The organism is Pedobacter sp. MC2016-15, from assembly GCF_026239695.1.
Classification (GTDB): domain Bacteria; phylum Bacteroidota; class Bacteroidia; order Sphingobacteriales; family Sphingobacteriaceae; genus Pedobacter.
Genome location: NZ_JAPIVS010000004.1, coordinates 281,824 through 306,009, shown reverse-complemented (window position 1 = coordinate 306,009; position 24,186 = coordinate 281,824). Strand labels below are relative to the sequence as shown.

The following is a 24,186-nucleotide window of genomic DNA, read 5'->3' as shown; positions in this document are numbered from 1 at the left end:
GCTTTGATGTATACAGCTCCTGCATGCTTTACCTGTCTATAGCAAAATGGTTACGACAAAAAAAAACGCGGTTGTTTCCTTTGGAGCACCAAAGGATATCCATGCAACTATTAATTTAACGGGTTCCAAAAGCGAGAGTAACAGGGCACTGATCATTGCCGCCCTGAGCAAGGGAATGGTAACGGCAAAAAATTTGTCGGACGCCGCTGATACTGTAGTGCTTAACAAAATTCTGGTACAGCTGAGTACAGCTTCGCTGGAAGAGCGCAGAACAGTAGATGTGGGCCATGCCGGCACTGCCATGCGCTTCCTGACAGCTTTCCTATCGACAATTCCCGAGCAGTTTAAACTGACAGGATCTTCAAGAATGCAGGAACGTCCGATAGGTATCCTGGTTGATGCACTCAAAAGTCTTGGTGCAGATATCTCCTATGAGAAAAATGAAGGTTACCCTCCCCTGCTGATCAACGGTGGTTTAAAAAATACGCCATCAGAAGTGGCTATCCGCGGAAATGTGAGCAGCCAGTATTTATCAGCTTTGCTGATTATTGCGCCTACATTGCCAAACGGTCTTTCTTTACAGATCACTGGTGGATTAACTTCTAGGCCATACCTGGAGATGACGCTGAACATGCTGGCTTCTGCCGGTATTGAACACAGCTGGGAAGGTGATACCATCCATATCAAACACCAGGTACATCAGTCGGCCACCCTCGTAGTAGAGCCTGACTGGAGTGCTGCTTCTTACTGGTACAGCATCGCGGCACTTGCCGATAAAGCAGATATCACCTTGCCAAACCTGCGTGAAGAAAGCCTGCAGGGCGACAGCGAGATCCAGCAGATCATGATCCCGCTGGGCGTAAGTACTTCGCGCAGCAGAGATGGCATCCGCCTGGTGTCTGCCGCTGAGGATGCCGTAACGGAAGTGTTAAACCTGAAGGACTGCCCGGATCTGGCACAGACAATCATTGTTTGCGCTGCTGCAAAGGGCTTAAACCTGGCCTTTACCGGACTGGAAACGCTGAAGATCAAGGAAACAAACAGGGTGCTTGCCCTGCAGACAGAACTGGCGAAAATCGGTGTGCTCCTGAATGAGGATAACGAAGTGTACACGCTGGACTGCTCAGGATTGCATTTCCCGGAGAAAATTACAATTGCTACCTATGATGATCACCGTATGGCTATGGCCTTTGCGCCACTGAGTCTGCTGATCAGAGAGGTTGAAATAGAGGACTACCAGGTAGTAGAAAAATCTTATCCCGATTTCTGGAAAGATCTGCAGAAAGCTGGTTTTACAGTAACTGAACTTTAACATAAAACAAAATGGCAGGTAATACATTTGGGCATTTATTCAGGATCTCTACTTTTGGAGAATCACATGGTGAAGCCATTGGCGTTATAGTTGACGGATGCCCTGCGCAGCTCCCGATAGATCTCGATTTTATCCAGTCGGAACTCGATAAGCGCCGTCCGGGACAATCCAAGATCACTACACAGCGTAAGGAAAGCGACACGGTACAGATCCTTTCGGGAACTTTTGAAGGCAAAAGCACAGGGACACCTATTGCCTTGCTGATCCCTAATGAAGACCACCGTTCAAAGGATTACGAACATAACAAAACTGTTTACCGCCCTTCGCACGCAGATTATACCTACGATGCCAAATATGGTATCCGCGATCACCGTGGCGGAGGCCGTTCTTCGGCACGCGAAACTGCAGCACGTGTTGCAGCAGGTGCCATTGCCAAGCTGCTGCTGAAACATTACGGCATCAATATCTTTGCCCATGTTTCTGCCGTAGGGACGATCAACGCTCCAAACTTACAGGCACTGAGTGCTGAAGAGCTGCTGACCCAGCGCGAAGATAATATCGTCCGCTGTGTTGACCCGGCTACAGCTAAGGAAATGATTGAATTTATTGACCAGGTCCGTAAAGATGGTGATACTGTAGGGGGAAAAGTAAGCTGCGTGATTCAAAACTGCCCTCCGGGATTGGGAGAGCCTGTTTTTGATAAGCTGCATGCGGAGCTTGGCAAAGCGATGCTGAGCATCAACGCTGTACACGGATTTGAATATGGTTCAGGATTTTCCGGCAGTGAAATGCGCGGATCGGAACACAATGATATCTTCTTAACCGATGGAGATAAAGGGCCTAAAACGCTGACCAACTTCTCCGGAGGTATCCAGGGTGGTATTTCGAATGGTATGGAAATCGGCTTTACAGTCGCTTTTAAACCTGTAGCCACCATTATGCACAACCAGCAGACAGTTAATGCCGCTGGCGAAGCCGCTGAGATCAAAGGTAAGGGAAGACATGATCCATGTGTTGTTCCTAGAGCCGTTGTGATCGTTGAAGCAATGGCAGCATTGGTACTGGCAGATCAGCTCCTGAGACACAGGGCAAGCCAGTTGTAAAAATTATATTAGAAATATCCGGCTGTTAATAAATGGCCGGATATTTTGTTTCATTGTAATTGTTCATCATTCCATATACCGCTTCTACCACATCATCTGCCGAAGGTTTGGTAAAGTAATCCCCATCGGTTCCATATGGAGTACGGTGCGCCTTGGCCGATAAAGTCTGCGGTTGTCCGTCCAGGTGGTAATATCCTCCCTGAACTTCCAGGATCTGCTGCAGAAGGTATGCAGAGCCTCCTCCCGGAACATCTTCGTCAACAATCAGCAGTTTATTGGTTTTCTTTAGTGAAGCCGCACACAGGTGCTCTGTATCAAATGGGAGAAGCGTTTGCGGATCTACGATCTCTACAGAGATACCCATCAGCGCCAGCTCCTCGGCAGCCTCTTCTACTACCCTAAGCGTAGAACCGTAAGAGACAATTGTAATATCTGTACCTTCTCTGACGATTTCGGCCTTGCCCAAAGGCACGGTGAAGTCGCCCACATTATCAGGCATCATTTCTTTAAGCCGGTAACCGTTCAGGCACTCAATGACCAATGCAGGCTCATCGGCACGCAAAAGCGTATTGTACATTCCTGCTGCCTGCGTCATGTTACGCGGCACACAGAGGTGTAATCCACGGAGTGATCCCAGGATCATTCCAATAGGCGATCCGGAGTGCCATACGCCCTCCAGGCGGTGCCCGCGGGTCCTGATGATCAGTGGCGCTTTCTGTCCTGCTTTGGTGCGGTAAGAAAGGCTGGCAAGATCATCACTCAATACATTGATGGCATAAAGCAGGTAATCCAGGTACTGGATTTCGGCTATAGGTCTGAGTCCGCGTAAAGCGAGCCCTATTCCCTGCCCTATGATCGTCATTTCCCTGATTCCCGTATCCGTAATCCTCAGGTCGCCATATTTGGCCTGCAGCCCTGCAAATCCCTGGTTGACGTCACCTATGGCGCCCAGGTCTTCACCAAAGGCTACCAGACGGTGATCACGCGCAAAGTTGGCATCAAAACAGGCGTTCAGCACTTCACGGCCATCCACCATTTTATTATCGTAATGGTAAGAGGCTTCAGTAAGCGCTATCGTATCGATACTTTCCTTCCCGTCTGTGAACAGTTTGGAGTTGTATCGTTCTTTGTTATCAGACTTTTGCCTGTCGTACCATGTCAGTAGCTGCTCACGTTCTGCAGAGCTTATTCCGCGGGTAATGCGTAAAGCTTTTCTGGCAGCAGAGATGATCTCTTTTCGCTGTGCATCGGGAGTTCCCGACAGTGTAGCAGTAATTTTACTGAGTAACGAATTTGAAGCAGCGAGGTTATTGATGAGTGAAATCGCCTCATCTTTCTCAATTTTAATATCACCGAGGAACTCGTTCCAGGCCTCTTTCTGGGCATCACGCACAAAGTTTTTCGCCGTGTTTTCCAGTTCCGTCAGCTGCTCTTCATCAATGATGGCAGACTCCAGCATCCAGATACGCATCTGGCGGATACAATCGTATTCTTTTTCCCACTCCAGGCGGCTTTTCTCTTTGTATCGTTCATGGGACCCCGAAGTAGAATGCCCCTGTGGCTGAGTCAGTTCCGTCACATGGATCATCACCGGCACATGTTCGTCACGGCAGACTTGTATCGCCTGCTGATAAGTCTCACACAGAGCGGGATAATCCCATCCTCTTACCTTAAAAATCTCATATCCATCAGCGTTTTCATCACGCTGAAAGCCCTTCAACACTTCGGAGATGTCCTCCTTTGTAGTTTGGTATTTCGCAGGTACTGAGATACCATAGGCATCATCCCAGATGGAGATAGCCATAGGGATCTGTAATACACCCGCAGCATTAATCGCTTCAAAAAACACTCCTTCAGAGGTAGAAGCATTGCCGATGGTGCCGAAAGCAACTTCGTTCCCTTTTACAGAAAAGTTCTTCAGGTAATCCAGTTCGGGGTTCTTTCTATAGAGTTTCGACGCATAGGCCAAACCTACCAAACGGGCCATCTGGCCGCCTGTAGGGGCGATATCCGACGAAGAATTTTTCATTTTGGTAAGGTCTTTCCAGGAGCCATCCTCATTGAGGGAACGGGTAGAAAAGTGGCAGTTCATGTTTCTGCCGGCCGATGCCGGATCGGCCTCCACATCAGGATTCGCATACAACTGTGCGAAGTATTCCTTCATGGTACAGATGCCTGTAGCGAAGGCGAAGGTCTGGTCGCGGTAATAACCCGAACGCCAGTCGCCATTCTTAAATGCCTTGGCCATAGCGATTTGCGGCAATTCCTTACCGTCGCCAAAAATACCAAACTTAGCCTTACCCGTTAAAACTTCCTTTCGGCCTAATAAACTCGCTTGTCTGCTTTCGAAAGCAATCTTATAGTCCTCTATCACAATCGTTTTAAAGGCTTCAAAACTTAATTCTGAAGCATCGATAGGGTTCGTTGTAAGTTTGTTATTTAGCATCATAGAAACAAAAGTTTATTGGGCAAAGATACGAATTTAATAAATTATGGCCGGACAAGTGTCGCAATATATAAATTAGTTTGGTGCTTTGAATTGTGAAGTAATTCAGTAAATTTGTTTAAAACATACATATATGAAAAAGCTAATTGTACTATTAACCTTTGCTTTAGGTCTGAGCGTTACCTCATTTGCGCAAAGTAAACCAGCTGAATTTAAGTTCGAAAAAGAAACATATGATTTTGGAAAAATTCCAATGGGCAAACCGGTATCTGTAGATTTCAAATTTACAAATGTGGGTGAAGAACCATTGATCTTAACCAAGGTAGAAACTACCTGCGGATGTACCGTTCCAACGTACACACAAACTCCGGTTCAGAAAGGACAATCAGGCTTAATTAAAGTTACCTACACTCCTGCAGGTACACCACTGCCGTTCAGCAAAAGCATTACGATCACTTCAAATGCGAAAACGACAACTAAAGTATTGTACATCAAAGGCGAGACCGTAGCTGCAAGCAGTAAATAATTTACTCATAAAATATTTTATTTATAAAAACCTCGTTAGTCAACGAGGTTTTTTACTTTTGCGCCATGCCATATATATCAGAAAAAGGGTCCCAAATGCCCGCTTCACCTATACGAAAGCTTAGCCCATTTGCTGCCCAGGCAAAAAAGGAAGGCAAAAAGGTTTACCACTTAAATATCGGACAACCGGATATTGCTACCCCTGAGGGGATGTTGAATGCGGTAAAAAATATCGACTTCAACGTTTGGGCTTATACTGAATCTGAAGGCACGCTGGCCTATCGTACCAAACTGGCGGAGTACTACAACAAAATTGGATACAACATCACGAGCGAAGATATTCTCGTAACTGTAGGTGGTTCTGAAGCGATTACTATCGCTATGCAGACTTGCATTGATGAAGGTGATGAGATTATCATCCCGGAGCCTTTTTACGCAAATTACAACGGCTTTGCCTGTATGAGTAATGTGGTGGTAAAACCTATTCTCTCGTTTATCGAGACTGGCTTTGCCCTGCCCCCTATTGCAGATTTTGAAAAAGTGATTACCGCAAAAACACGGGGCATCATGATCTGTAATCCCAATAACCCGACAGGGTACTTGTACTCGAAGGAAGAACTGCTCGCTTTGAAAGAGCTCTGCCTTAAGCACGACCTGTTCCTGTTCTGTGATGAAGCTTACAGGGAGTTCTGCTATGACGGTCAGGAGTTCAGCTCTCCGATGCATCTTGATGGTATTGAGGAGAATGTGATTGTAATCGATACAGTTTCCAAACGTTACAGTGCCTGTGGTGCCCGTCTGGGATGTCTCATCACCAAAAACAAGGCAGTGATTAAGTCGGCTCTTAAGTTTGCCCAGGCAAGGTTATGTGCAGGACAGATTGAGCAGATCGCAGGAGCAGCGGCAGTAGATACGCCGGACAGTTACTTTGAAGCTGTAAACAAAGAATATACGTTACGCAGAAATACGCTGGTTTCACGCCTTAATGGCATCGATGGTGTATTTTGCCCAAATCCAGGTGGGGCGTTTTATGTGGTTGCCAAACTCCCTATTGATGATGCTGATGCCTTTTGTCAGTGGATACTGGAGAAGTTTGACCATGAAGGGGCAACAGTGATGATGGCACCTGCAACAGGCTTTTACTCTACTCCCGGCTCCGGAAAACAGGAAGTGAGAATGGCCTATGTGATCAATATTGATGATCTGAATAAAGCAATGGACTGCCTGACGGTAGCCTTACAGCAATATCCCGGGAGAACTCTTTAGTTCTCCATCAGGGCATCCAGCTTGAGATCTTATAATTACTTCTTTTCTGATCTTTGTTACCACCATAAATTAGAGTTTTATTGACTTTGGCAGGTTTCGCCAATTCTTCAAAATAATTCATTTTTTCAAATAAAGATGGCTTAATAGTTTCTGTCGCCTTGATCTCGTAGATATCAAATCCACTATTGGTTTTTAAAAGAATATCTACTTCATGGGAGTTACTGTCTTGCCAGAAGTAATACTCACGATGCAGGTACATATGATAATTCTGTTTTTGAAATTCTGCAACAATCATGTTTTCAAAAAGATTGCCTTTTAACCTGTTTTCGACGAGTTCCTCAGAGGATCTTATTCCAAGAAGATAAGATAACAGTCCACTATCATAAAAGTATAATTTGGCTGTTTTCACAAGCCTTTTATTAAAATTTTCATGATAAGGCTGGAGCAGGAAAATAATGTAACTGCTTTCCAGGATTGATAACCATGACTTTGCTGTTGGTTGAGATATATTACAATCATTGGCTAAACCAGAGATATTGAGTAATTGGCCTGAACGGGTTGCACATAATCCAAGAAATGTGCGAAAAGCCCTCAAATCCTTAATATTTAATAATTCAGTAACATCTTTTTCTATGTAGGTCTGAACATAGTTTGCATAAAATATTACAGGGTCAATGTCGCGGTCAAATATGGCAGGATAAAAACCCCTGATGAGCGTTTTCGTGTATGAAGGATCAAAAATTGATGCTGCTTTCAGTTCAGAAAAATCTAAAGGAAGCAATTTAAACAAAGCAACCCTGCCGGCAAGTGTTTGTGTAATACGCTCTATTAAGTGAAAGTTCTGAGAGCCCGACAAAATAAATTGCCCCATCTGCCCTGAGGCATCTACCCTGCTTTGAATGTATGAAAACAATTGCGGTACACGCTGCACTTCATCGAATATGACCTTGCTACTATACTCATTCAGAAATCCAACAGGATCATCCATCGCAAATGAGCGGATATCAGGATCTTCCAGTGATATATACCTGTATGCTGAAAATATCTCTTTTAACATGGTAGTTTTACCAGATTGTCTTGGTCCGGTTACCGCCAGCACAGGAAATTTTGATAATTGAGATGTAATTATATTGGAAATTTGTCTAAAAATATACATATATGCAATTGACTAATATTCAGTAAATTTACTACTCTACTTTGAAATTACATAGAGTTCATTTTGAATTTACATAGATCCTATTTTGAAATTACATAGCTTCTGTTTTCAATTTACATAACTTCAATCTGCTATTTTGGACTACCCTTAAATTTAATTTCACAATTCTTGTGTTGCTCTCCATCACAACACCTATATTTGTAAGGTAAACTTATAAGTTTGTCTTACAAATATGTCTAAAAACACCCACCTTGCTTCCGCATTGAGAACTGCCACTTCGCATTTATTCAAGAGGCTCAGACAGCAAATCAATACGATCGATAATTTATCGATCACGGAAATCACTACCCTCTCCAATCTGTACAACCACCAGCCACTGTTTCCTTCACAAATGGCAGAAATGGTCAAGATCAAAGCGCAGTCGATGTCGCAGATCATCAATAAACTTGAGGAGGCTAAGCTCATCATCAGAATTCCTTCTGAAACAGATAAAAGAAAAATCGCAGTTTCACTCAGCCCATACGGAAAAGAAATGGTTGACCAAACCAGGCATGAGCGTGATGAATGGCTGAACGAAGCCATTGAACATTGTCTTACAGCCGCAGACAAAAAGTTGTTGCTGCAAGCCGTGGCACTCATGGATAAACTGATAGAATACAAATAAAAAAACAGAAAAAATCATGATCACTCAATTAGATCCCAAAACCGCACTGGTATTAATCGACCTGCAAAAAGGTATTACCGCCCTTCCCGTAGCCCATCCTTCAGCAGTTATCGTGGCCAAATCAGCAGAACTGATCGCAGCTTTCAGAAGTAAAAATCTACCGGTGGTGCTGGTTAACGTCAATCCACTGGGAGCCAAATGGACGCAAACCCGCGTAGAAGAATCTACCGCACCAAAAGGTGAAGTAGCCATCGCCGCAGCAAAAACAGCTATGGAACAAAACGGCTTTTTCGACCTCATGCCTGAACTACCTGTGGAGACAAATGATATCTATATTACCAAAACCAGCTGGAGCGCTTTTTACGATACCAACCTCCATGAGCAGCTGCAGAAATTAGGCATTACCAGCATTGTCCTGGCCGGTATAGCGACCAGTATCGGTGTGGAAGGTACCGCCAGAGATGCCAGCCGTCTGGGTTATAACATCACTTTCGCCACGGATGCGATGACGGACATGCACCTGCCGGCACATGAGCATAGCCTGAAGTTTATTTTCCCGCGTGTAGGAGAAACAGGAAGTACAGCAGAAGTGATCAAAAAACTAGCTGAACTGACATTGGGTACAGATATCCACTAACATGCCCGAAGTAAAGAGAGCGCCTTTCCCCTACAGATTCATGCTCCCGGTTGTGCTGGGAACGATGATGAATCCGCTTAATTCTACGATGCTGGCCACGGCACTCATTCCCTTATGCAACTCATTTCAGATCAGCATTGGATCAGGGGCAATTCTGGTGACTTCTCTTTACGTGACCTCTACTATCGCCCAGCCGCTCATGGGACGGCTGGCGGACATCTTTAGTGCTAAAACGATCAATCTGCTGGGCTTCGGACTGGTGCTGATCGCGGCGCTTGTAGGGATGTTTGCTCCGGGATTTGAGTGGCTGGTTGCATCCAGGATTATCCTTGGTCTTGGCACCTCCGCTTCGTACCCCTCATCAATGGCACTGCTCAATAAAAAATATGCAGCGCAAGGGCAGTCTGTTCCAGGCAATGTTTTGGGACTGGTGGGCATTTCAGCACAGGTGAGTATGATCCTGGGCCCCGTATTGGGTGGGTTATTGACGCAGTGGCTGGGCTGGCAAGGGATATTTATGATCAATATCCCATGGGTGATCGTTGCCGTTTACCTTTCCCAAGCGATTCCAAACGATCCGGTTAAAGAAAAACTGAGTACGAGAGAACTGCTGAAGAGGCTGGATGTGCCAGGTATCCTGATTTTCACCCTTTTTCTGCTCTCGCTTTTGTTTTTACTGATACAGCATAGCTTTAACTGGCAGATGATGATAACCGTAGCTGCTCTGTTTATACTGATGATACTTTGGGAGCGCAGGCAGGAAAATCCTTTTATTGATGTCCGCCTGCTCGCCGCCAATCCTTCGCTGCTGCTGGTTTATATCAGGGCACTTGCGACGAGTTATATTCTCTATACGATGTTATATGGCTTTCCGCAATGGCTGGAGGGCGTACGACATTTTAATCCGGCAGAAACAGGCTTATTCATGCTGCCAGACTCTATTGTTGCGATTGCTGTAGGGCTGCTGATTTCCAGGAGCCAGAAACTGTTTGAACAAAACTTACTTGGAGTGCTATTCATGCTGGCAACATGCGGGGGCATGTTTATGCTCAATGCCGATATCACTGTCATCATGATTGTGCTGATCACCGTTATAATGGGTATTGCCGAAGGAATAAACCTGATCGCGAACCAGGCCCTGCTGAATGCAGAGACTCCGCTGGACCAGAAAGGGGTATCATTTGGGCTGTACCGAACTTTTGCTTACCTCGGGGCTATCCTTTCCGGCTCGCAACTGAAAGTGCTGTTCCATACAGGTATTACCGATCAGAAATTTCACATCCTGAGCTACACTGCACTGGCATCGAGTATGGTACTGCTCATTTTGCTGGTACCGCTATGGAAAAGATATCAGCAGCGGGCTTAGCTCTCCATCAGGGCATCCAGCTTGTTCAGCTCTTCTACCAATTTACGTTTACCAACCTGCTGGCGCCACATCGCGTAGTACAATCCTTTTTGCTCCAGCAAATCGTCATGGTTACCGCTTTCAACAATATGTCCGTTCTCAAGAACGTAAATACGATTGGCATGCATGATCGTTGACAACCTGTGTGCAATGATCAGGGTGATATGGTCTTTAAGCTCAGAAAGCTTGTTTACAGTTTTTGTGATTTCTTCTTCGGTCAGTGAATCCAATGCTGAAGTAGCTTCGTCGAACAGCAGGATATTCGGATTACGCAGTAATGCCCTGGCGATCGACAAACGTTGTTTCTCCCCACCCGACACTTTCACTCCGCTCTCACCGATCAGCGTATCCAGACCATCTGAAGCACGGGATAATAACGACTGACACGCGGCTTTTTTCAAGGCATCATAACATTCTTCATCGGTCGCGTTTGGTTTAACGAATCTGAGGTTGTCCCTGATATTTCCGGAGAACAATTGTGTATCCTGGGTTACGAAACCAATTTTACGGCGCAGCTGATCCAGGTGGATATCATCAGTATGGGTCTGGTTATAGAGAACATCCCCTTTGAAAGGTTTGTATAATCCTACCAGGAGCTTGATCAAAGTTGTTTTACCCGATCCCGAAGGACCAACAAAAGCAACGGTCTCGCCTTCTTCTGCATGGAAAGAAATGCCGTTCAGCGCATTACGGTTACTGTTTTTGTATTTGAAGAATACGTTTTTGAACTGAATATGTTCAATCTTGTCTAAAGGTGCCGGCGCATCAGGAATACGCTCTATCGGCATTGCCATGATCCTCTTAAAGTTAGCCAGAGAGATCTGAGCCTCACGCCATGTAAGTGCCATATGGCCAAACTCCTGCAGCGGACCAAAAAGGAAATAAGAGTACAGCAGGAAACTGAAATACTGACCTGCAGAGATCTCCTTGTCGAAGATCAGCATCAGCATCACTACGATCATGGTACTGCGGACAATGTTTACGGTACTGCCCTGTATGAAACTAAGCATCCTCAGTATCTTTGTTTTAACCACCTCAAGGTTCAGGATTTTGTAGGTAGCCATATTTAAGCGCTCAATTTCCTGCTCGCCCAAACCGTGACTTTTTACGAGTTCAATATTCCTCAGCGATTCTGTAGAACGTCCTGCCAGCACTGATGTTTTCAGGATAATCGCACGGTGGATGACCTTTACTTTTTTGGAAAGTACCCAGCTCAGATAGGTGATGATAGGAACTGCCAGTACAAATACTATAGTTACTTTATAACTTATAAAGTAAGAATAAACACTAACGAAGATAATCCCGAACAAGGCCATGAAAGTGACATTGATCGAGGATTTGATAAAGTTTTCTGAGTCACTCCTCACCCTTTGCAGCGTATCCAGTTTCTCGCCACTGCGTTGCTCTTCAAACACGTGATATGGCATAGCGAGAGAGTGTTTCATACCGTCTGCATACATCTCTGCGCCTGTTTTCTGAGCTACGGTGATGGTAAAATAATCCTGAAAGTTATTGGCAATACGGGACAGGAAGGCGGCGCCAATTCCCAAACCGATGAGGGTTAAAATTCCCGAGAAATATTCATGCCTGCTAAGGAGGTCGCGTTTATTGATATAGTCGTCGACAAGTTTACCGGTTATCAGTGGTTCAACCAAAGAAAAGCTTTGATTGATAGCCGTCATTAACAAGGCAAGGACGACTGTCCATCTATGCTTCTTAAGGTAACTCAGCAGGATCTTCATAAATTCGGCAGATTAAAATTTATTATCATTTGAAATCTTCTACTGAAGATTTCAAAAAGTGTTTCATTAATTAATTGATCGTAAAGATTAAGTTCAAGCCGAATAATCCAGTATACAAGACAGTAAAGCTTTATTCTATCACAAATCGCAAAAAAATAGGCCAACCGGCGCCTCAAATATCTTTCCTAGCTAATAATGCTTTACATCAAATATGCTTTGACCAAAATTATGCCAGAATATAGCAGTGAACTGCTAAAAACCAGTTCTGGCATACAATGAACCAATAAAAATGAAAAAAATTCAAATACTGCCCTATCTGCTTAAATATGAAGGGATTTGATATTGTAAAAATAACACTAACAAACGGTGTTATTTTTACAATAACTGATTGCAGATCAAAGAAATTGGGGAGATGTATCTGATGCAGTTCAAACTGTAGAATCCTGATACAAACTGCCCCTTATGTCAACATGTAAAAATTGTACTACGATTCTGCTTCTGGCTCCGCTTTCTTCTTATTCACAGTATAAGAGGTCATCTTTTGAACTTTGCCATCTTTAAAATCATAGATATCGCAGTAAAACATATCATGGTGAACACCGGTACCCTCATTGATGCATTGCACCTCTCCGTCAACAACGGCATTATTGCCACTGATGATAATATGATCTTTGGTAGAGCTGATCATCTTCATGTCCGGAAAGGCCCTGAAAAAGTCTCCGATGCTTTGTTTACCCGAAAATCTCTGTTCGCCAACGATCGTCCATTCCACATCATCTGCAAGATGGCTGAGGATCAGGTCTACATCGTTTTTATCAAAGGCGTCAATCACGGACATCAAAAATTCTCTGGTATTGTCAACTGCTGTTTCCATAATGGTAAGTTTTGAATTGTTGACTAAAGATAGACATTCCGGCAACTGACATTGCTCCGTAAATCAGACAATATGCGGGGGTAAATACGACAAAGCGTTTATGTCAGCGGGCTCTTCGGCAGTTCGTCCGGCGCTGCTTCTTCAGCAGGCAACTTATCATTTGATCCAAATTTGATAATCAGGATTATTAAACTGAGGAGTCCGGTTACACCATTGGCAATCACCACCGGAAAATCCTGTCGGGTATAAGCATAGTAGACCCATAACATACTGCCCATCACAATCATAACATAGGTGGGGACTGATAAACTTTGTGTAGATTTTGTTTTGATAATTTTATAAGCCTGTGGAACATATGCACCTGTTGTAAAAAATGTGGCAATGTATCCTAGCGCTTCAAATGACGTCATATAAAAGATTTATAAATTTAAATAATTACCTGTTTAACCCCATAAACCAGGCCAGTATTGCCCCTCGCTCTATCCGGAATAGGAGATGAACATGTCAGTTTTTCTAATAATTATGCCGTTATTGCAGCTATGCGCACGCTGAAACAATTTGAGGCACTGGTGATCCACGACTTTGAGGAATCTGTATTCCACATGGAAAGTCATGGCCACACTTATTTCGAAATGGGCTACATTTATCAGGGTAGCGGAAAGCATTTTCTCAATAACAGTGTACTGGAATATACCACCGGCGATCTCTTCCTCCTCTGCCCTGAAGACAGTCATACTTTTGATATCTCAGAAAGAACACGTTTTGTATTTATCAAATTTACAGATGCCTACTTTAAACTTTTCCAGCAACCCGGTCAGGATGATTTCACCACAGCCGAAGCCATCCATATCATGAGGAATAAACTTCTGAAGGAAAATAAACTGGAAATCATCTATCCAAATTCAGAGATTTTAAAAACCAGCATAGACAGCATCCTGCTGGCCTCGCACAGTGATCAGGACAACAGCCATTCACAGATCATTTATCACCTTATCCTTACCATCATCGCAGTGGTCAAAAACAGTATCAGCACGATGGCCATCAATTTGTCGTTGATTGATCCGGCGCAGGAAACCCTGATCTCTTATATCCATGATCAGATTTACAGTCCGGCTGCCCTCAAGGTTGCTAACATCTCCCTGCATTTTAATATTGCACCAAAATACTTCAGTGCCTATTTTAAACGCCGATACAACATCTCCTACAGCCAGTATGTCAATCAGTATAAAGCCTCACTGATAGAACTCCGTTTTCAGTCGAGCCAGTTTACGATCAGGCAGGTGGCAGAAGAGTTTGGATTTGCCGATGAGAGCCACTTATCCAGGTTTTTCAAAAAACACCACCAGCTCTCACCGGGCGCTTATCTGCGTGAGCATTCCGGAAATAGCTAAGCAGATGTTTTAATTGTTCATTATTATCTTATCAAAGTACAAGCTATGCCATAGTTATAAGCCCGAACTTTGCCTCCGATTATATGAATTAACACTTTTAAAATTATGATTACTGAAAAACAAACCTTAGCAGTAGTATTAAATGCAAACTCAGAACAGGGCATGCAGGCTGTGAAAGATCTTATCAATCAGTATAACCGCGTATTGCTGGTAGGTGATAAAAGGAAAGAGCTGGATGAATGTGTGAATGAAATTGCCAAAGCAGCACCTGAACAGCAAGCTTACTATGTAGAAGCTGACTTGAGCAAAGAATTTGACCTCACTGAATTTATCAGTCTGGTAAAAAATAAATTCGGAGGGGCTGACTGCCTGATCAATTGCATGGAAATTGAAGACCAGACCAGCAAAACAACTTATGACCTTGCACTGGAGAAATTCCAAAAACACGCCATGAATTAATTAAATAGCTGACTGCCTGTATTATTCACATACGCATTTACTATTTAAACTAATTTATGAGAGAAGATATTCAAGAACAAAACACGCTTAGCCCTACCATCCAGAAATTAAACTACACGCCCGGAAATATCAAAGCCGGTATAGCGCATATTGGCGTCGGAAATTTCCATCGTGCGCACCAGGCTTACTACACCCATAAGCTGCTGAACAGCGGACAGGGGCATGAGGACTGGGGCATTGTAGGTATAGGCATCACCAAATCCGGTGCAACAATGAATGCACACCTCAAGGACCAGGATCACCTGTATTCCCTGACAGAATATGCGGCTGACGGAGGGATTGTAACCTCACTGATCGGTGCGATCGTGGACTACATCCCGGCACGTGCTGACGTAGAAAAGGCCATGACCCAACTGGCAGATCCTGCCATCAGGATCGTTTCGATGACCATCACCGAAGGTGGATATAAACTGGATCAGCATGGTAAATTCATGGCTGATGATGAAGATATTGTACATGACCTGCAACATCCTGACAGTCCGCGCACAGCATTTGGATACATTACCGCGGCATTACGCCGGCGCAGGGAATCTGGCACAGGGCCTTTCACAGTGCTTTCCTGCGACAACCTGCAACATAACGGAGACGTCACAAAGTATGTTTTCCTGTCCTTTGCAGAAAAACTTGATCCTGAACTCGCCAGCTGGATAGGCGAAAACGTATCCTTCCCCAATTCTATGGTGGACAGGATTACACCCGCGGTGAGCGAAGAAGATAAGATAAGGCTGAACCAGGACAGTGGTATCGAAGATGCTATCCCTGTATATGCAGAAGATTTTACCCAATGGGTGATTGAGGATAACTTTTGTGCAGGCAGGCCCGAATGGGAACTTGCCGGAGTGAACTTTGTTGACGATGTCTCTCCATATGAGCTGCTGAAACTAAGGTTTCTGAATGCTTCGCACAGCATGCTGGCCTACCCTGCCTTTCTTGCAGGATACCGGAATGTAGATACTGCGATGAAAGACCCGGTGCTTGAAGCATATCTGCTTGGATTTATGAACGACGATGTAAGTCCGATGGTAGAAGTTCCTGTGGATGTCAACTTATCGCTCTATAAAAAGCAGCTGTTTGAGCGTTTTGCAAATCCCGCAGTGAGCGATCAGCTGTCCAGACTATGTTTTCATGGCGGAGCAAAGATTCCGGTATTTATCCTGCCCACCCTGCTGGATATCCTGCAGCAGAAGCGCAGCCCCAAGCGGATAGCATTCCTATTTGCCGCGTATGCACATTACCTGAAAAACGGTAAGGACGATAATGGAGAGGCCTACACTGTTGATGCACCAAAAATTACAGCGGCCGACTGGCAGTTGATCAGCCATGATGATGTGCTCCGCTTTTTATCCATCTCCCCTTTAGCTTCCGCAAATCTTGATAGATACCCGGATTTTGTAAAACAATATGCCGGATACAGGGGTGCGATCGCCGAGAATGGAATTTTAAAGACGCTCTCAGCCATCAATGGTCTGTAAATTGTTGTAGGTTTCGCCCAACACGAATCTATATGACGCATCAGGAAGAATCACCGGAAAACATTACACAAAAGAATGAACAGCTGACATTGCTGTTTGCTCATTATGGCAGGGCGATTTATATCGGCCAGGTTTTAGAACAGGAAACCATCAATATGGTGGCGATTGATGAAATCGTTACCACCAACCCTGAGTCGGAAGCCGAGTATGACACCATCTGGGCAAAATACGATACCAGCAAGCAGATGATGGGCATCATGACGAGTTTATTGCAGCAGGCTTATCAGATTGATGAGGCCGATATCGAGGAGCTCAAACATCTGCTCGCACTTAAGAATGACCTGGCGGGCATCTACTTCAGGTTTAATGACCTGACAGCTGCTTCTGCTGAAGATACTGAACGCATGATCAATGATTTTGAAGGCTTTACCGACCGGGTACAGGTGATCAATGAAAAATTACGTTTGTACAGGCAAGCCTACAGCACCCAAACGGGCATGACGGATGAACGCATCGCGACAGCTTTTGCCGTCCGCAAAACAGAAGTGCCAACTATCGGATAGAATCATTATTTTTGGGTAAAGCCTTTTACTATGAACAAAATTGATAAAAAAGAAATCAAACAGGAAGTGTTCGACCTGTATGATGATTATGCACATAACCGCCTGAACCGCCGGTCATTTATGCAAAAACTATCCGCCTACGCTGTGGGCGGCTTAACCGTACCGGCGCTGATGAGCTTCCTGATGCCGGATTACGAAGGCAACATCCAGGTGAAGGCTGATGACCCCCGACTGAAATCAGAATTTATCAACTACTCCTCTCCAAAAGGAGGAGGAACGATCAAGGGATTGCTGTCCAAACCGAAAGATGCCAAAGGCAAACTGGGTGGGATCATCGTTGTTCATGAAAACAGAGGCTTAAACCCCTATATCGAGGATGTAGGCAGAAGGGCTGCCCTTGCAGGATTTATCTCTCTGGCACCTGATGCACTTTCGCCGCTGGGTGGATACCCTGGTAATGACGAAGCAGGGCGTGAGCTGCAAAGTAAAAGGGATAAAGGCCAGATGGAGGAAGATTTTATCGCCGCCTTTGAATACCTGAAAAACCACAAGGACTGTAATGGTAAGGTAGGTGTTGTAGGTTTCTGCTTTGGTGGTGGTATAGCGAATATGATGGCAGTACGGGTACCTGATCTTGCTGCTGCAGTGCCTTTTTACGGCAGTCAGCCCGCGCTTACAGATGTGCCCAAAATCAAAGCACCGCTGATGCTGCATTATGCTTCACTGGATACCAGGATCACTGAAGGATGGCCTCCATATGAAGCTGCGCTGAAAGAAAATAACAAAAAATACCAGGGTTTTGTCTACGAAAACGTGAACCACGGTTTCCATAATGACACTACTCCGCGTTATGATAAAGCCGCTGCAGACCTGGCATGGAAACGTACGGTTGACTTCTTTACAGAAAACCTGAAGTAAACTATGGCTTTACAGCCGACTGCAGTTCTTTCTGTTTGACGATATTAAATTTGTACAGATCGCTTGTCGGCACCAGCTTGCGGGTAGCCTTATTGATGTCTTTACCCTCTTCAGACCATAAATATGGGCGGAAGCTGTAAGATTTACTACCATCGAGGTTGCCAATAAACTGGTCCCAGCTTGTCCAGCGTAGACCTTCATAAAATTTAGAGAGGTCGCTGTCGAAACAGAACAGGATAAACTCACCATACCCGGCATTCAACGGCTCCCAGTTTAAGCTGTTGGGTGCCAGGTAATATATATTTTTAAGATCAGAGCCAAAGGCTCCGTAGTTAATGGCGAAAAAGCCTCCCGCAGCATCATCTGCTACGAGCAGGTAATCTGGCTTATCTCCATACTCCTGCATAGTTTTCCCCTTATTCCATGCCGGCACGCTACGGTTTAACCTGGTGCTGCCCGATCCTAAAATTCTGAGCCATCCGTTATCCACCATGATACCGCCGGTATTGTAGATGATGGAACCCAGTGTAGAGTAAGTAGATACCTGCATATCAAATAATGCCTGCTGACCCTTTGCGGAGTCGACCGGCAATACTTCTACTTTATTTTTTGCGGATTCTATCCACTTTTGTACCAGTGGCCAGGCCGGATCTTTGGTATTGACCAGCTCCCCGAGGGTCTGCATTTTGTTCTGAGCAAAACTTGTGGTAGAAATGATGCTTAAAAAGCATAGGATAAGCGCCTTATATTTCAATTTCATTTGTAACGTAATCATCTGCTGCAAAGATATAAACCTATTGCCGAACTTTTCCATTCTGTTGTCATAATAGGTTTTAACTATTCAATATAGATTTAATTGATTATGATAATCCCTTTCAATACCCTAGCTTTATAATGCACAACAATTACTTCTTGCAAGTATCATTCAAAATATAAACTATCAAGTATGGAAAATGAATCAAATGACATCAGTAAATGTCCCTTTCACAATGGCAGCATGAAGCACAATGTTGCCGGCGGTGGTACCCGCAATAATGATTGGTGGCCTAACCAGCTAAAGCTTAACATCCTGCGCCAGCACTCTCCCCTATCTAACCCCCTGGGCGAAGATTTCAGCTACGCTGAGGCTTTTAAAAGTCTTGACCTTGAAGCAGTGAAGGCTGACCTGAAGGTGCTGATGACAGACTCGCAGGACTGGTGGCCGGCAGACTTTGGCCATTATGGTGGTTTATTTATCCGTATGGCATGGCACAGTGCCGGTACTTACCGCGTGGGCGACGGACGTGGCGGAGCAGGAGCAGGCTTACAACGCTTTGCGCCGCTTAACAGCTGGCCTGATAACGTGAGTCTGGACAAGGCACGCAGGCTGATATGGCCCATCAAACAAAAATACGGCAACAAGATCTCATGGGCTGACTTAATTATCCTCACAGGGAACGTAGCTCTGGAGTCTATGGGCTTCAAAACCTTCGGCTTTGCCGGCGGCCGCGAAGATGCCTGGGAGGCTGATGAATCTGTTTACTGGGGTTCTGAAACTACCTGGCTGGGTAATGATAAACGTTATGCTGATGGTACGCCGGGCGAACGTGGTGATGGGGTACTGGTATCTGATGAAGATGCCGATGGACATAAACACCAGTCGCGCAACCTGGAGAAACCGCTCGCAGCAGCACATATGGGGCTGATCTATGTAAACCCTGAAGGTCCGGATGGCAACCCTGATCCGCTGGCCTCAGCAAAGGATATCCGCGATACTTTCGGCCGCATGGCGATGAATGATGAAGAAACAGTGGCGCTGATTGCCGGAGGACATACTTTTGGTAAAACTCACGGTGCAGCACCCTCAGAATATGTAGGTAAAGAACCTGAAGCTGCCGATGTAGACTCGCAGGGTTTTGGCTGGAGCAACAGCTTTGGCTCTGGCAGTGGTCCTGATGCGATTACCAGCGGGCTGGAGGTAACATGGACAACAACACCTACACAATGGAGCAACAACTTTTTTGAAAACCTGTTCGCCTATGAATGGGAATTGTCTAAAAGCCCGGGAGGTGCACACCAATGGGTAGCAAAAAATGCGGAAGCGATTATTCCTGATGCCTATGACAGCAGCAAGAAACATTTGCCGACGATGCTGACGACGGACCTTACACTGAGGATTGATCCTGAATTTGAGAAGATTTCCAGACGTTTCCTGGAGAACCCGGATCAGTTTGCCGATGCTTTTGCCCGTGCATGGTATAAGCTGACACACCGCGATATGGGTCCTGTATCCCGTTACCTGGGACCGGATGTTCCTGCAGAAGAGCTGCTGTGGCAGGATCCTCTTCCGGCAGTTGACCATGCGCTTATCTCAGAAGCTGACATCACTGCCCTGAAAGCGAAAGTCCTGGATTCTGGATTAAGTATATCGGAACTGGTGTCTACAGCATGGGCTTCGGCATCTACTTTCCGCGGATCTGATAAACGTGGGGGCGCCAATGGTGCACGTATCCGCCTGGCACCGCAGAAGTTCTGGCAGGTGAATAACCCTGTGCAGCTGCAAAAGATCCTGAATGCGCTGGAAGCTATCCAGCAGGAGTTCAATGGTTCGCAAAGCGATGGAAAGAAAGTTTCGCTGGCAGATCTGATTGTGCTGGCAGGGGCTGCAGCAGTAGAAAAAGCTACTAATTTTTCTGTAACTGTGCCTTTTACTCCGGGACGTACAGATGCCTCGCAGGAACAGACCGATACTGAATCTTTTGGTTACCTGGAGCCTGCAGCAGATGGTTTCCGCAATTACCGCAATACGAAACTGAGAGTCTCTACCGAAGAGCTGTTAGTAGACAAAGCGCATCTGCTGACGCTTACAGCCCCGCAGCTGACGGTATTGATTGGTGGTTTGAGGGTGCTGAACGCGAATTTTGACGGCTCAAACAATGGTGTCCTCACTACTCAGCCTGGTTTGCTGAGCAATGATTTCTTTGTAAACCTGCTGGACATGAATACAAAGTGGCAGGCAGTTTCTGAAGACAAGGAAGTTTACCTGGGAACTGACCGCAGCAGCGGCAACATCAAATGGACAGCTACACGTGCCGACCTGGTACTGGGCTCCAATGCTGAGCTGAGGGCTGTGGCTGAAGTGTACGCAAGCGCAGATGGTAAGGATAAGTTTGTGAAGGACTTTGTGGCGGCATGGACGAAGGTGATGGACCTGGACAGGTTTGACCTGAAATAACGTTTACTTTTTTAATACAAAAAGGCATCCTCAGGGGTGCCTTTTTGCGTTATCAGGACTATAGGTTGTAAAGTTTAGTTCGATCATGTTCAAACATTTACAAAAATTTACAGTTATAGGTTAATTACAACCATAATTTGAACCCATTGGCCGCTCAAGAATCAACTACAAATACTAAAAGGTTTAATGTCGCACGGTTATTTTTAATCCTCGGGCTGGGCGTGTTGCTGGCTGGAGAGGCTTACTTTGGCCTTGAACTCTACAAGCTTTCGCATCAGCAGAAAGAAATCAAGGAAGACTATTCCGAGACCAACAATGTAATGCACGGACTCTTTGCGGCCGACCAATGGCAGGATGAGATCGCCGGCATCATCAAACATCAGGTCCGCGATTTCAGCATGACAAAAAAACAGAAAAGACAGCTACAGCTGGAGGTTGAGGAGGTGATTATGGCAGTAATCAATAAAGCTGAAGCCCTGGTCAATAAACCATCGAAGACATTCAGCGGGAAAATCAAAAAACTGGCCATTAAGACCTTTGTAAATACCGACAAAATTAAAGCACAGGTACCTTCTTTTGCCAAAACTGTGATTGCAAAAGCAGATAATCGCTCTACCAAAAAGAAGGCCAGTAGCATGGCCCTGGGCAAGTTTGAAGAAGTTCAGAAAACAGGATATATTGACAGTACAACAAAGGTAAATACCGCTTTAAATAAGAGTATGTACCAGAAGTATCATGTTTCGAGCAGAATTGAATTTAATGAGAAGGTACTCTCTTTGCTGGCAAAAATAAAAAAGGTGACGTACAATTATTGTTTTGGAATGCTGGCCTGCATCGCAATTGTATTGTCGCTCTGGTGGATCTTTCGCAAGAGGACAGATTTACATGCTACGCTGTTTATCATGTCACTCCTCTTTGCATTTATTCTTCTGGCGGTTGGTTTGACGGCCTCAATGATTGAGGTAGATGCACGTATCAAATCGCTTGACTTTGTGTTACTGGGTGAACATGTAGTTTTTAAAGACCAGGTTTTATTTTTTCAGAGCAAAAGTATACTAGATGTGGTGCATATTCTGATCAGCCAGTCTGGAATAGATTCTATACTGGTAGGTGTGCTGATCCTTATCTTCAGTATCCTTTTCCCGATTATGAAACTAAGCAGCACGGGTATACATCTGCTGGGCAGAAAAAGTATTGCAGAGAACAGATTCATCAAATACTTTGCCTTTCAATCTGGAAAATGGAGTATGGCCGATGTGATTGTGATTGCCATTATGATGACGTATATCGGTTTGAATGGTTTGCTGGAACGTCAACTGGCAGGACTGAATGTGAAAAGTGATTTCCTGACAATTATTACGACCAACAATACGGCATTGCAACCCGGCTTTATCATTTTTATCAGTTTTGTATTATACGGGCTTATACTTTCCACCATCCTGAAGTATATCACTCCCTACGATTCACATTAGGCATCAACCTTATTATTATTTAATACTTTAAGACATTGACTACTCAGCAAACAAATACTACAACCGGCAAATTTGGATTGTCCAAAATCTTACTCATTCTTGGGTTAAGTGTACTTCTTTGCGGGGAAGCCTGGTTGGGTTATCATCTTGATATCCTTGCAAATGAGCAAACCCAGATCAAAGAGGATTACAGTATGTCTAACAACATCACATTTGGACTTTTTTCCCTTGACCAGTGGCGTGAAAGAATTGGCGCGGTAGTGGATCGTCAGGTGACTAACTATAAAATTACTCCGGCACAGAAGAAAGCCATGCAAAAGCAGGTGGAGCAGCAACTGAGCGGAATGATCAGCAGCATCGTCAAAGAAGTGAATAAACCACAGGAATCTGTTGGCGGAAAGTTAAAGAAGTTTGCTTTTAACCAGTTTGTTGATCCGAAGGACTTGTATGAACAGGTACCTTCCTTCTCCCGCACGATTGTTAACAAAGTGACCAGTCCGAGAAGCGTGAACAGGTTAAAAGATATTGCCAGCAGCAAGATAGACCAGCTGGAGGATGAAACATACGACAGTACGAGTGTGGCTTATAATCAGGTTACCAAAAGTTTATACGGGAAGTATAAGGTATCTAATGCCGCAGATTTTGATAAGGAGATTACCACCCATCTGGCTGACATTCACAAAGTCACCTATAACTATGCCTATGCCATGCTGGCCTGTGTGGTTCTGGTCATGATCCTCTGGTGGTTGCTGCGAAATAAACGTGAGCTGCAAAATACGCTGTTTATCATGTCTTTATGTTTCGCCTTTATTTTGCTGGCCGTGGGAATGACAGCACCAATCATAGATGTGGATGCCCGCATCCAGACACTTGATTTTATGATGATGGGCAAAAAGGTAACGTTTGAAAATCAGGTATTATTTTTCCAGAGTAAAAGTATCATGGGGATTGTACATACTTTGATTGAACAACCAAAACCTGATGCCGTTCTCGTGGGTATTCTGATTATGTTATTTGTGATTATCCTTCCTCTGCTGAGAATGATCGCCAAGGGAATTGTCATCCTGGGCAACGAAAAGTTGTCGCAGAACAAGGTGGTGAAATACCTTACTTTTGAGCTGGGGAAATGGGATATGGCAGATGTGATGGTAGTTGGTATTGCGATGACTTATATTGGTTTGAACGGTATTTTGAAAAGTCAGCTGTCCAACCTGAATATCGACAATGAGTTCTTAAAAACTACGACAGTAAACTACACCTCATTGCAACCTGGATTTATCATTTTCGTAGGTTATGTAGCTTTTGAGATGGTCTTAACGTACCGCTTAAACCGTATCAAAGCAAATGATCCAGTAGTTCATTAACTTATCTTCCTGATTCGTCGACATATGTAGACGGAATTTTACGACATATATCATTTTCATACAATTTGATTAAAATTAGTTTTGATTTAAAGATCAGCGTGCCTTTCCATGCCCGTACACGATCTACAAAAAAATTAATTTTA

Annotated in this window: 21 protein-coding genes; 15 read left to right on the top strand and 6 right to left on the bottom strand. The window is 44.6% G+C overall.

Translation table 11 applies throughout. The features are described from left to right. Positions 1 to 46: 46 nt before the first annotated feature. Together aroA and aroC are read left to right on the top strand one after the other, a co-directional pair. On the top strand, positions 47 to 1,312 hold the full coding sequence (gene aroA, locus OQY15_RS13995; RefSeq protein ID WP_265792401.1) for a 3-phosphoshikimate 1-carboxyvinyltransferase: 1,266 nt from the start codon (positions 47 to 49) through the stop codon (positions 1,310 to 1,312). 11 nt (positions 1,313 to 1,323) lie between these two features. After that, on the top strand, positions 1,324 to 2,415 hold the full coding sequence (gene aroC, locus OQY15_RS13990) for a chorismate synthase (protein WP_265792400.1): 1,092 nt from the start codon (positions 1,324 to 1,326) through the stop codon (positions 2,413 to 2,415). A 25-nt stretch (positions 2,416 to 2,440) separates the two neighbouring features. On the opposite strand, the gene OQY15_RS13985 is transcribed toward aroC, so the two are convergent. Then, positions 2,441 to 4,864 carry an alpha-ketoacid dehydrogenase subunit alpha/beta gene (locus tag OQY15_RS13985; protein WP_265792399.1) on the bottom strand — a complete coding sequence of 808 codons (2,424 nt, stop codon included), beginning with the start codon at positions 4,862 to 4,864 and terminating at the stop codon, positions 2,441 to 2,443. 130 nt (positions 4,865 to 4,994) lie between these two features. Here OQY15_RS13985 and OQY15_RS13980 point away from each other — a divergent pair, with 130 nt between their 5' ends. Together OQY15_RS13980 and OQY15_RS13975 are read left to right on the top strand one after the other, a co-directional pair. Continuing rightward, the gene (locus tag OQY15_RS13980; protein WP_265792398.1) at positions 4,995 to 5,387 is read left to right on the top strand and encodes a DUF1573 domain-containing protein; all 393 of its coding nucleotides are present in this window, start codon (positions 4,995 to 4,997) and stop codon (positions 5,385 to 5,387) included. A 65-nt stretch (positions 5,388 to 5,452) separates the two neighbouring features. Further along, entirely contained in the window at positions 5,453 to 6,652 is a 1,200-nt protein-coding gene (locus OQY15_RS13975) for a pyridoxal phosphate-dependent aminotransferase (RefSeq protein WP_265792397.1), read from the top strand. Positions 6,653 to 6,659: 7 nt separating this feature from the next. Here OQY15_RS13975 and OQY15_RS13970 read toward each other — a convergent pair whose 3' ends face one another. Further along, positions 6,660 to 7,808 carry an ATP-binding protein gene (locus OQY15_RS13970; protein ID WP_265792396.1) on the bottom strand — a complete coding sequence of 383 codons (1,149 nt, stop codon included), beginning with the start codon at positions 7,806 to 7,808 and terminating at the stop codon, positions 6,660 to 6,662. 232 nt (positions 7,809 to 8,040) lie between these two features. Here OQY15_RS13970 and OQY15_RS13965 point away from each other — a divergent pair, with 232 nt between their 5' ends. Genes OQY15_RS13965 through OQY15_RS13955 form a run of 3 tightly spaced genes read left to right on the top strand, consistent with a single transcriptional unit; the run spans position 8,041 to position 10,475 of the window. Beyond that, complete coding sequence (locus tag OQY15_RS13965) at positions 8,041 to 8,472, top strand: MarR family transcriptional regulator (protein WP_265792395.1); 432 nt, start codon at positions 8,041 to 8,043, stop codon at positions 8,470 to 8,472. 16 nt (positions 8,473 to 8,488) lie between these two features. Further along, on the top strand, positions 8,489 to 9,109 hold the full coding sequence (locus tag OQY15_RS13960) for an isochorismatase family protein (protein ID WP_265792394.1): 621 nt from the start codon (positions 8,489 to 8,491) through the stop codon (positions 9,107 to 9,109). Position 9,110: 1 nt separating this feature from the next. Continuing rightward, a complete protein-coding gene (locus OQY15_RS13955; protein WP_265792393.1) occupies positions 9,111 to 10,475 on the top strand; it encodes an MFS transporter in 1,365 nt (454 codons plus the stop codon). Here OQY15_RS13955 and OQY15_RS13950 read toward each other — a convergent pair. The 3 genes from OQY15_RS13950 to OQY15_RS13940 form a co-directional block, all read right to left on the bottom strand. Continuing rightward, positions 10,472 to 12,256 (bottom strand): ABC transporter ATP-binding protein, encoded by a 1,785-nt coding sequence (locus OQY15_RS13950; protein WP_265792391.1) that lies wholly within the window; start codon positions 12,254 to 12,256, stop codon positions 10,472 to 10,474. The two genes, OQY15_RS13955 and OQY15_RS13950, sit on opposite strands and share 4 nt — an antisense overlap. A gap of 484 nt (positions 12,257 to 12,740) precedes the next feature. Continuing rightward, positions 12,741 to 13,130 (bottom strand): nuclear transport factor 2 family protein, encoded by a 390-nt coding sequence (locus tag OQY15_RS13945; RefSeq protein ID WP_265792390.1) that lies wholly within the window; start codon positions 13,128 to 13,130, stop codon positions 12,741 to 12,743. A gap of 98 nt (positions 13,131 to 13,228) precedes the next feature. Further along, positions 13,229 to 13,540, bottom strand: a complete 312-nt coding sequence (locus OQY15_RS13940) for a SemiSWEET transporter (RefSeq protein WP_265792389.1) — start codon at positions 13,538 to 13,540, stop codon at positions 13,229 to 13,231. Positions 13,541 to 13,597: 57 nt separating this feature from the next. On the opposite strand from OQY15_RS13940, the gene OQY15_RS13935 reads away from it, so the two are divergent. From OQY15_RS13935 to OQY15_RS13915, 5 genes are all read left to right on the top strand, one after another. Further along, a complete protein-coding gene (locus OQY15_RS13935) occupies positions 13,598 to 14,521 on the top strand; it encodes an AraC family transcriptional regulator (protein WP_265792388.1) in 924 nt (307 codons plus the stop codon). Positions 14,522 to 14,626: 105 nt separating this feature from the next. Continuing rightward, positions 14,627 to 14,980 (top strand): SDR family NAD(P)-dependent oxidoreductase, encoded by a 354-nt coding sequence (locus tag OQY15_RS13930; RefSeq protein ID WP_265792387.1) that lies wholly within the window; start codon positions 14,627 to 14,629, stop codon positions 14,978 to 14,980. A 56-nt stretch (positions 14,981 to 15,036) separates the two neighbouring features. Then, positions 15,037 to 16,512 (top strand): mannitol dehydrogenase family protein, encoded by a 1,476-nt coding sequence (locus OQY15_RS13925; protein ID WP_265792386.1) that lies wholly within the window; start codon positions 15,037 to 15,039, stop codon positions 16,510 to 16,512. Positions 16,513 to 16,544: 32 nt separating this feature from the next. Then, positions 16,545 to 17,075 carry a hypothetical protein gene (locus OQY15_RS13920; RefSeq protein WP_265792385.1) on the top strand — a complete coding sequence of 177 codons (531 nt, stop codon included), beginning with the start codon at positions 16,545 to 16,547 and terminating at the stop codon, positions 17,073 to 17,075. A 30-nt stretch (positions 17,076 to 17,105) separates the two neighbouring features. Continuing rightward, entirely contained in the window at positions 17,106 to 17,993 is an 888-nt protein-coding gene (locus OQY15_RS13915) for a dienelactone hydrolase family protein (protein ID WP_265792384.1), read from the top strand. Position 17,994: 1 nt separating this feature from the next. Here the strand turns inward: OQY15_RS13915 and OQY15_RS13910 are convergent, their stop codons facing one another. Further along, the gene (locus OQY15_RS13910; protein WP_265792383.1) at positions 17,995 to 18,753 is read right to left on the bottom strand and encodes a DUF2625 domain-containing protein; all 759 of its coding nucleotides are present in this window, start codon (positions 18,751 to 18,753) and stop codon (positions 17,995 to 17,997) included. A 186-nt stretch (positions 18,754 to 18,939) separates the two neighbouring features. Here OQY15_RS13910 and katG point away from each other — a divergent pair, with 186 nt between their 5' ends. The 3 genes from katG (at position 18,940) to OQY15_RS13895 (ending at position 24,043) form a co-directional block, all read left to right on the top strand. Further along, the gene (katG, locus tag OQY15_RS13905) at positions 18,940 to 21,207 is read left to right on the top strand and encodes a catalase/peroxidase HPI (protein ID WP_265792382.1); all 2,268 of its coding nucleotides are present in this window, start codon (positions 18,940 to 18,942) and stop codon (positions 21,205 to 21,207) included. A 146-nt stretch (positions 21,208 to 21,353) separates the two neighbouring features. Continuing rightward, on the top strand, positions 21,354 to 22,679 hold the full coding sequence (locus OQY15_RS13900; RefSeq protein ID WP_265792381.1) for a paraquat-inducible protein A: 1,326 nt from the start codon (positions 21,354 to 21,356) through the stop codon (positions 22,677 to 22,679). A 35-nt stretch (positions 22,680 to 22,714) separates the two neighbouring features. Further along, the gene (locus tag OQY15_RS13895; protein WP_265792379.1) at positions 22,715 to 24,043 is read left to right on the top strand and encodes a paraquat-inducible protein A; all 1,329 of its coding nucleotides are present in this window, start codon (positions 22,715 to 22,717) and stop codon (positions 24,041 to 24,043) included. Positions 24,044 to 24,186 lie beyond the last annotated feature (143 nt).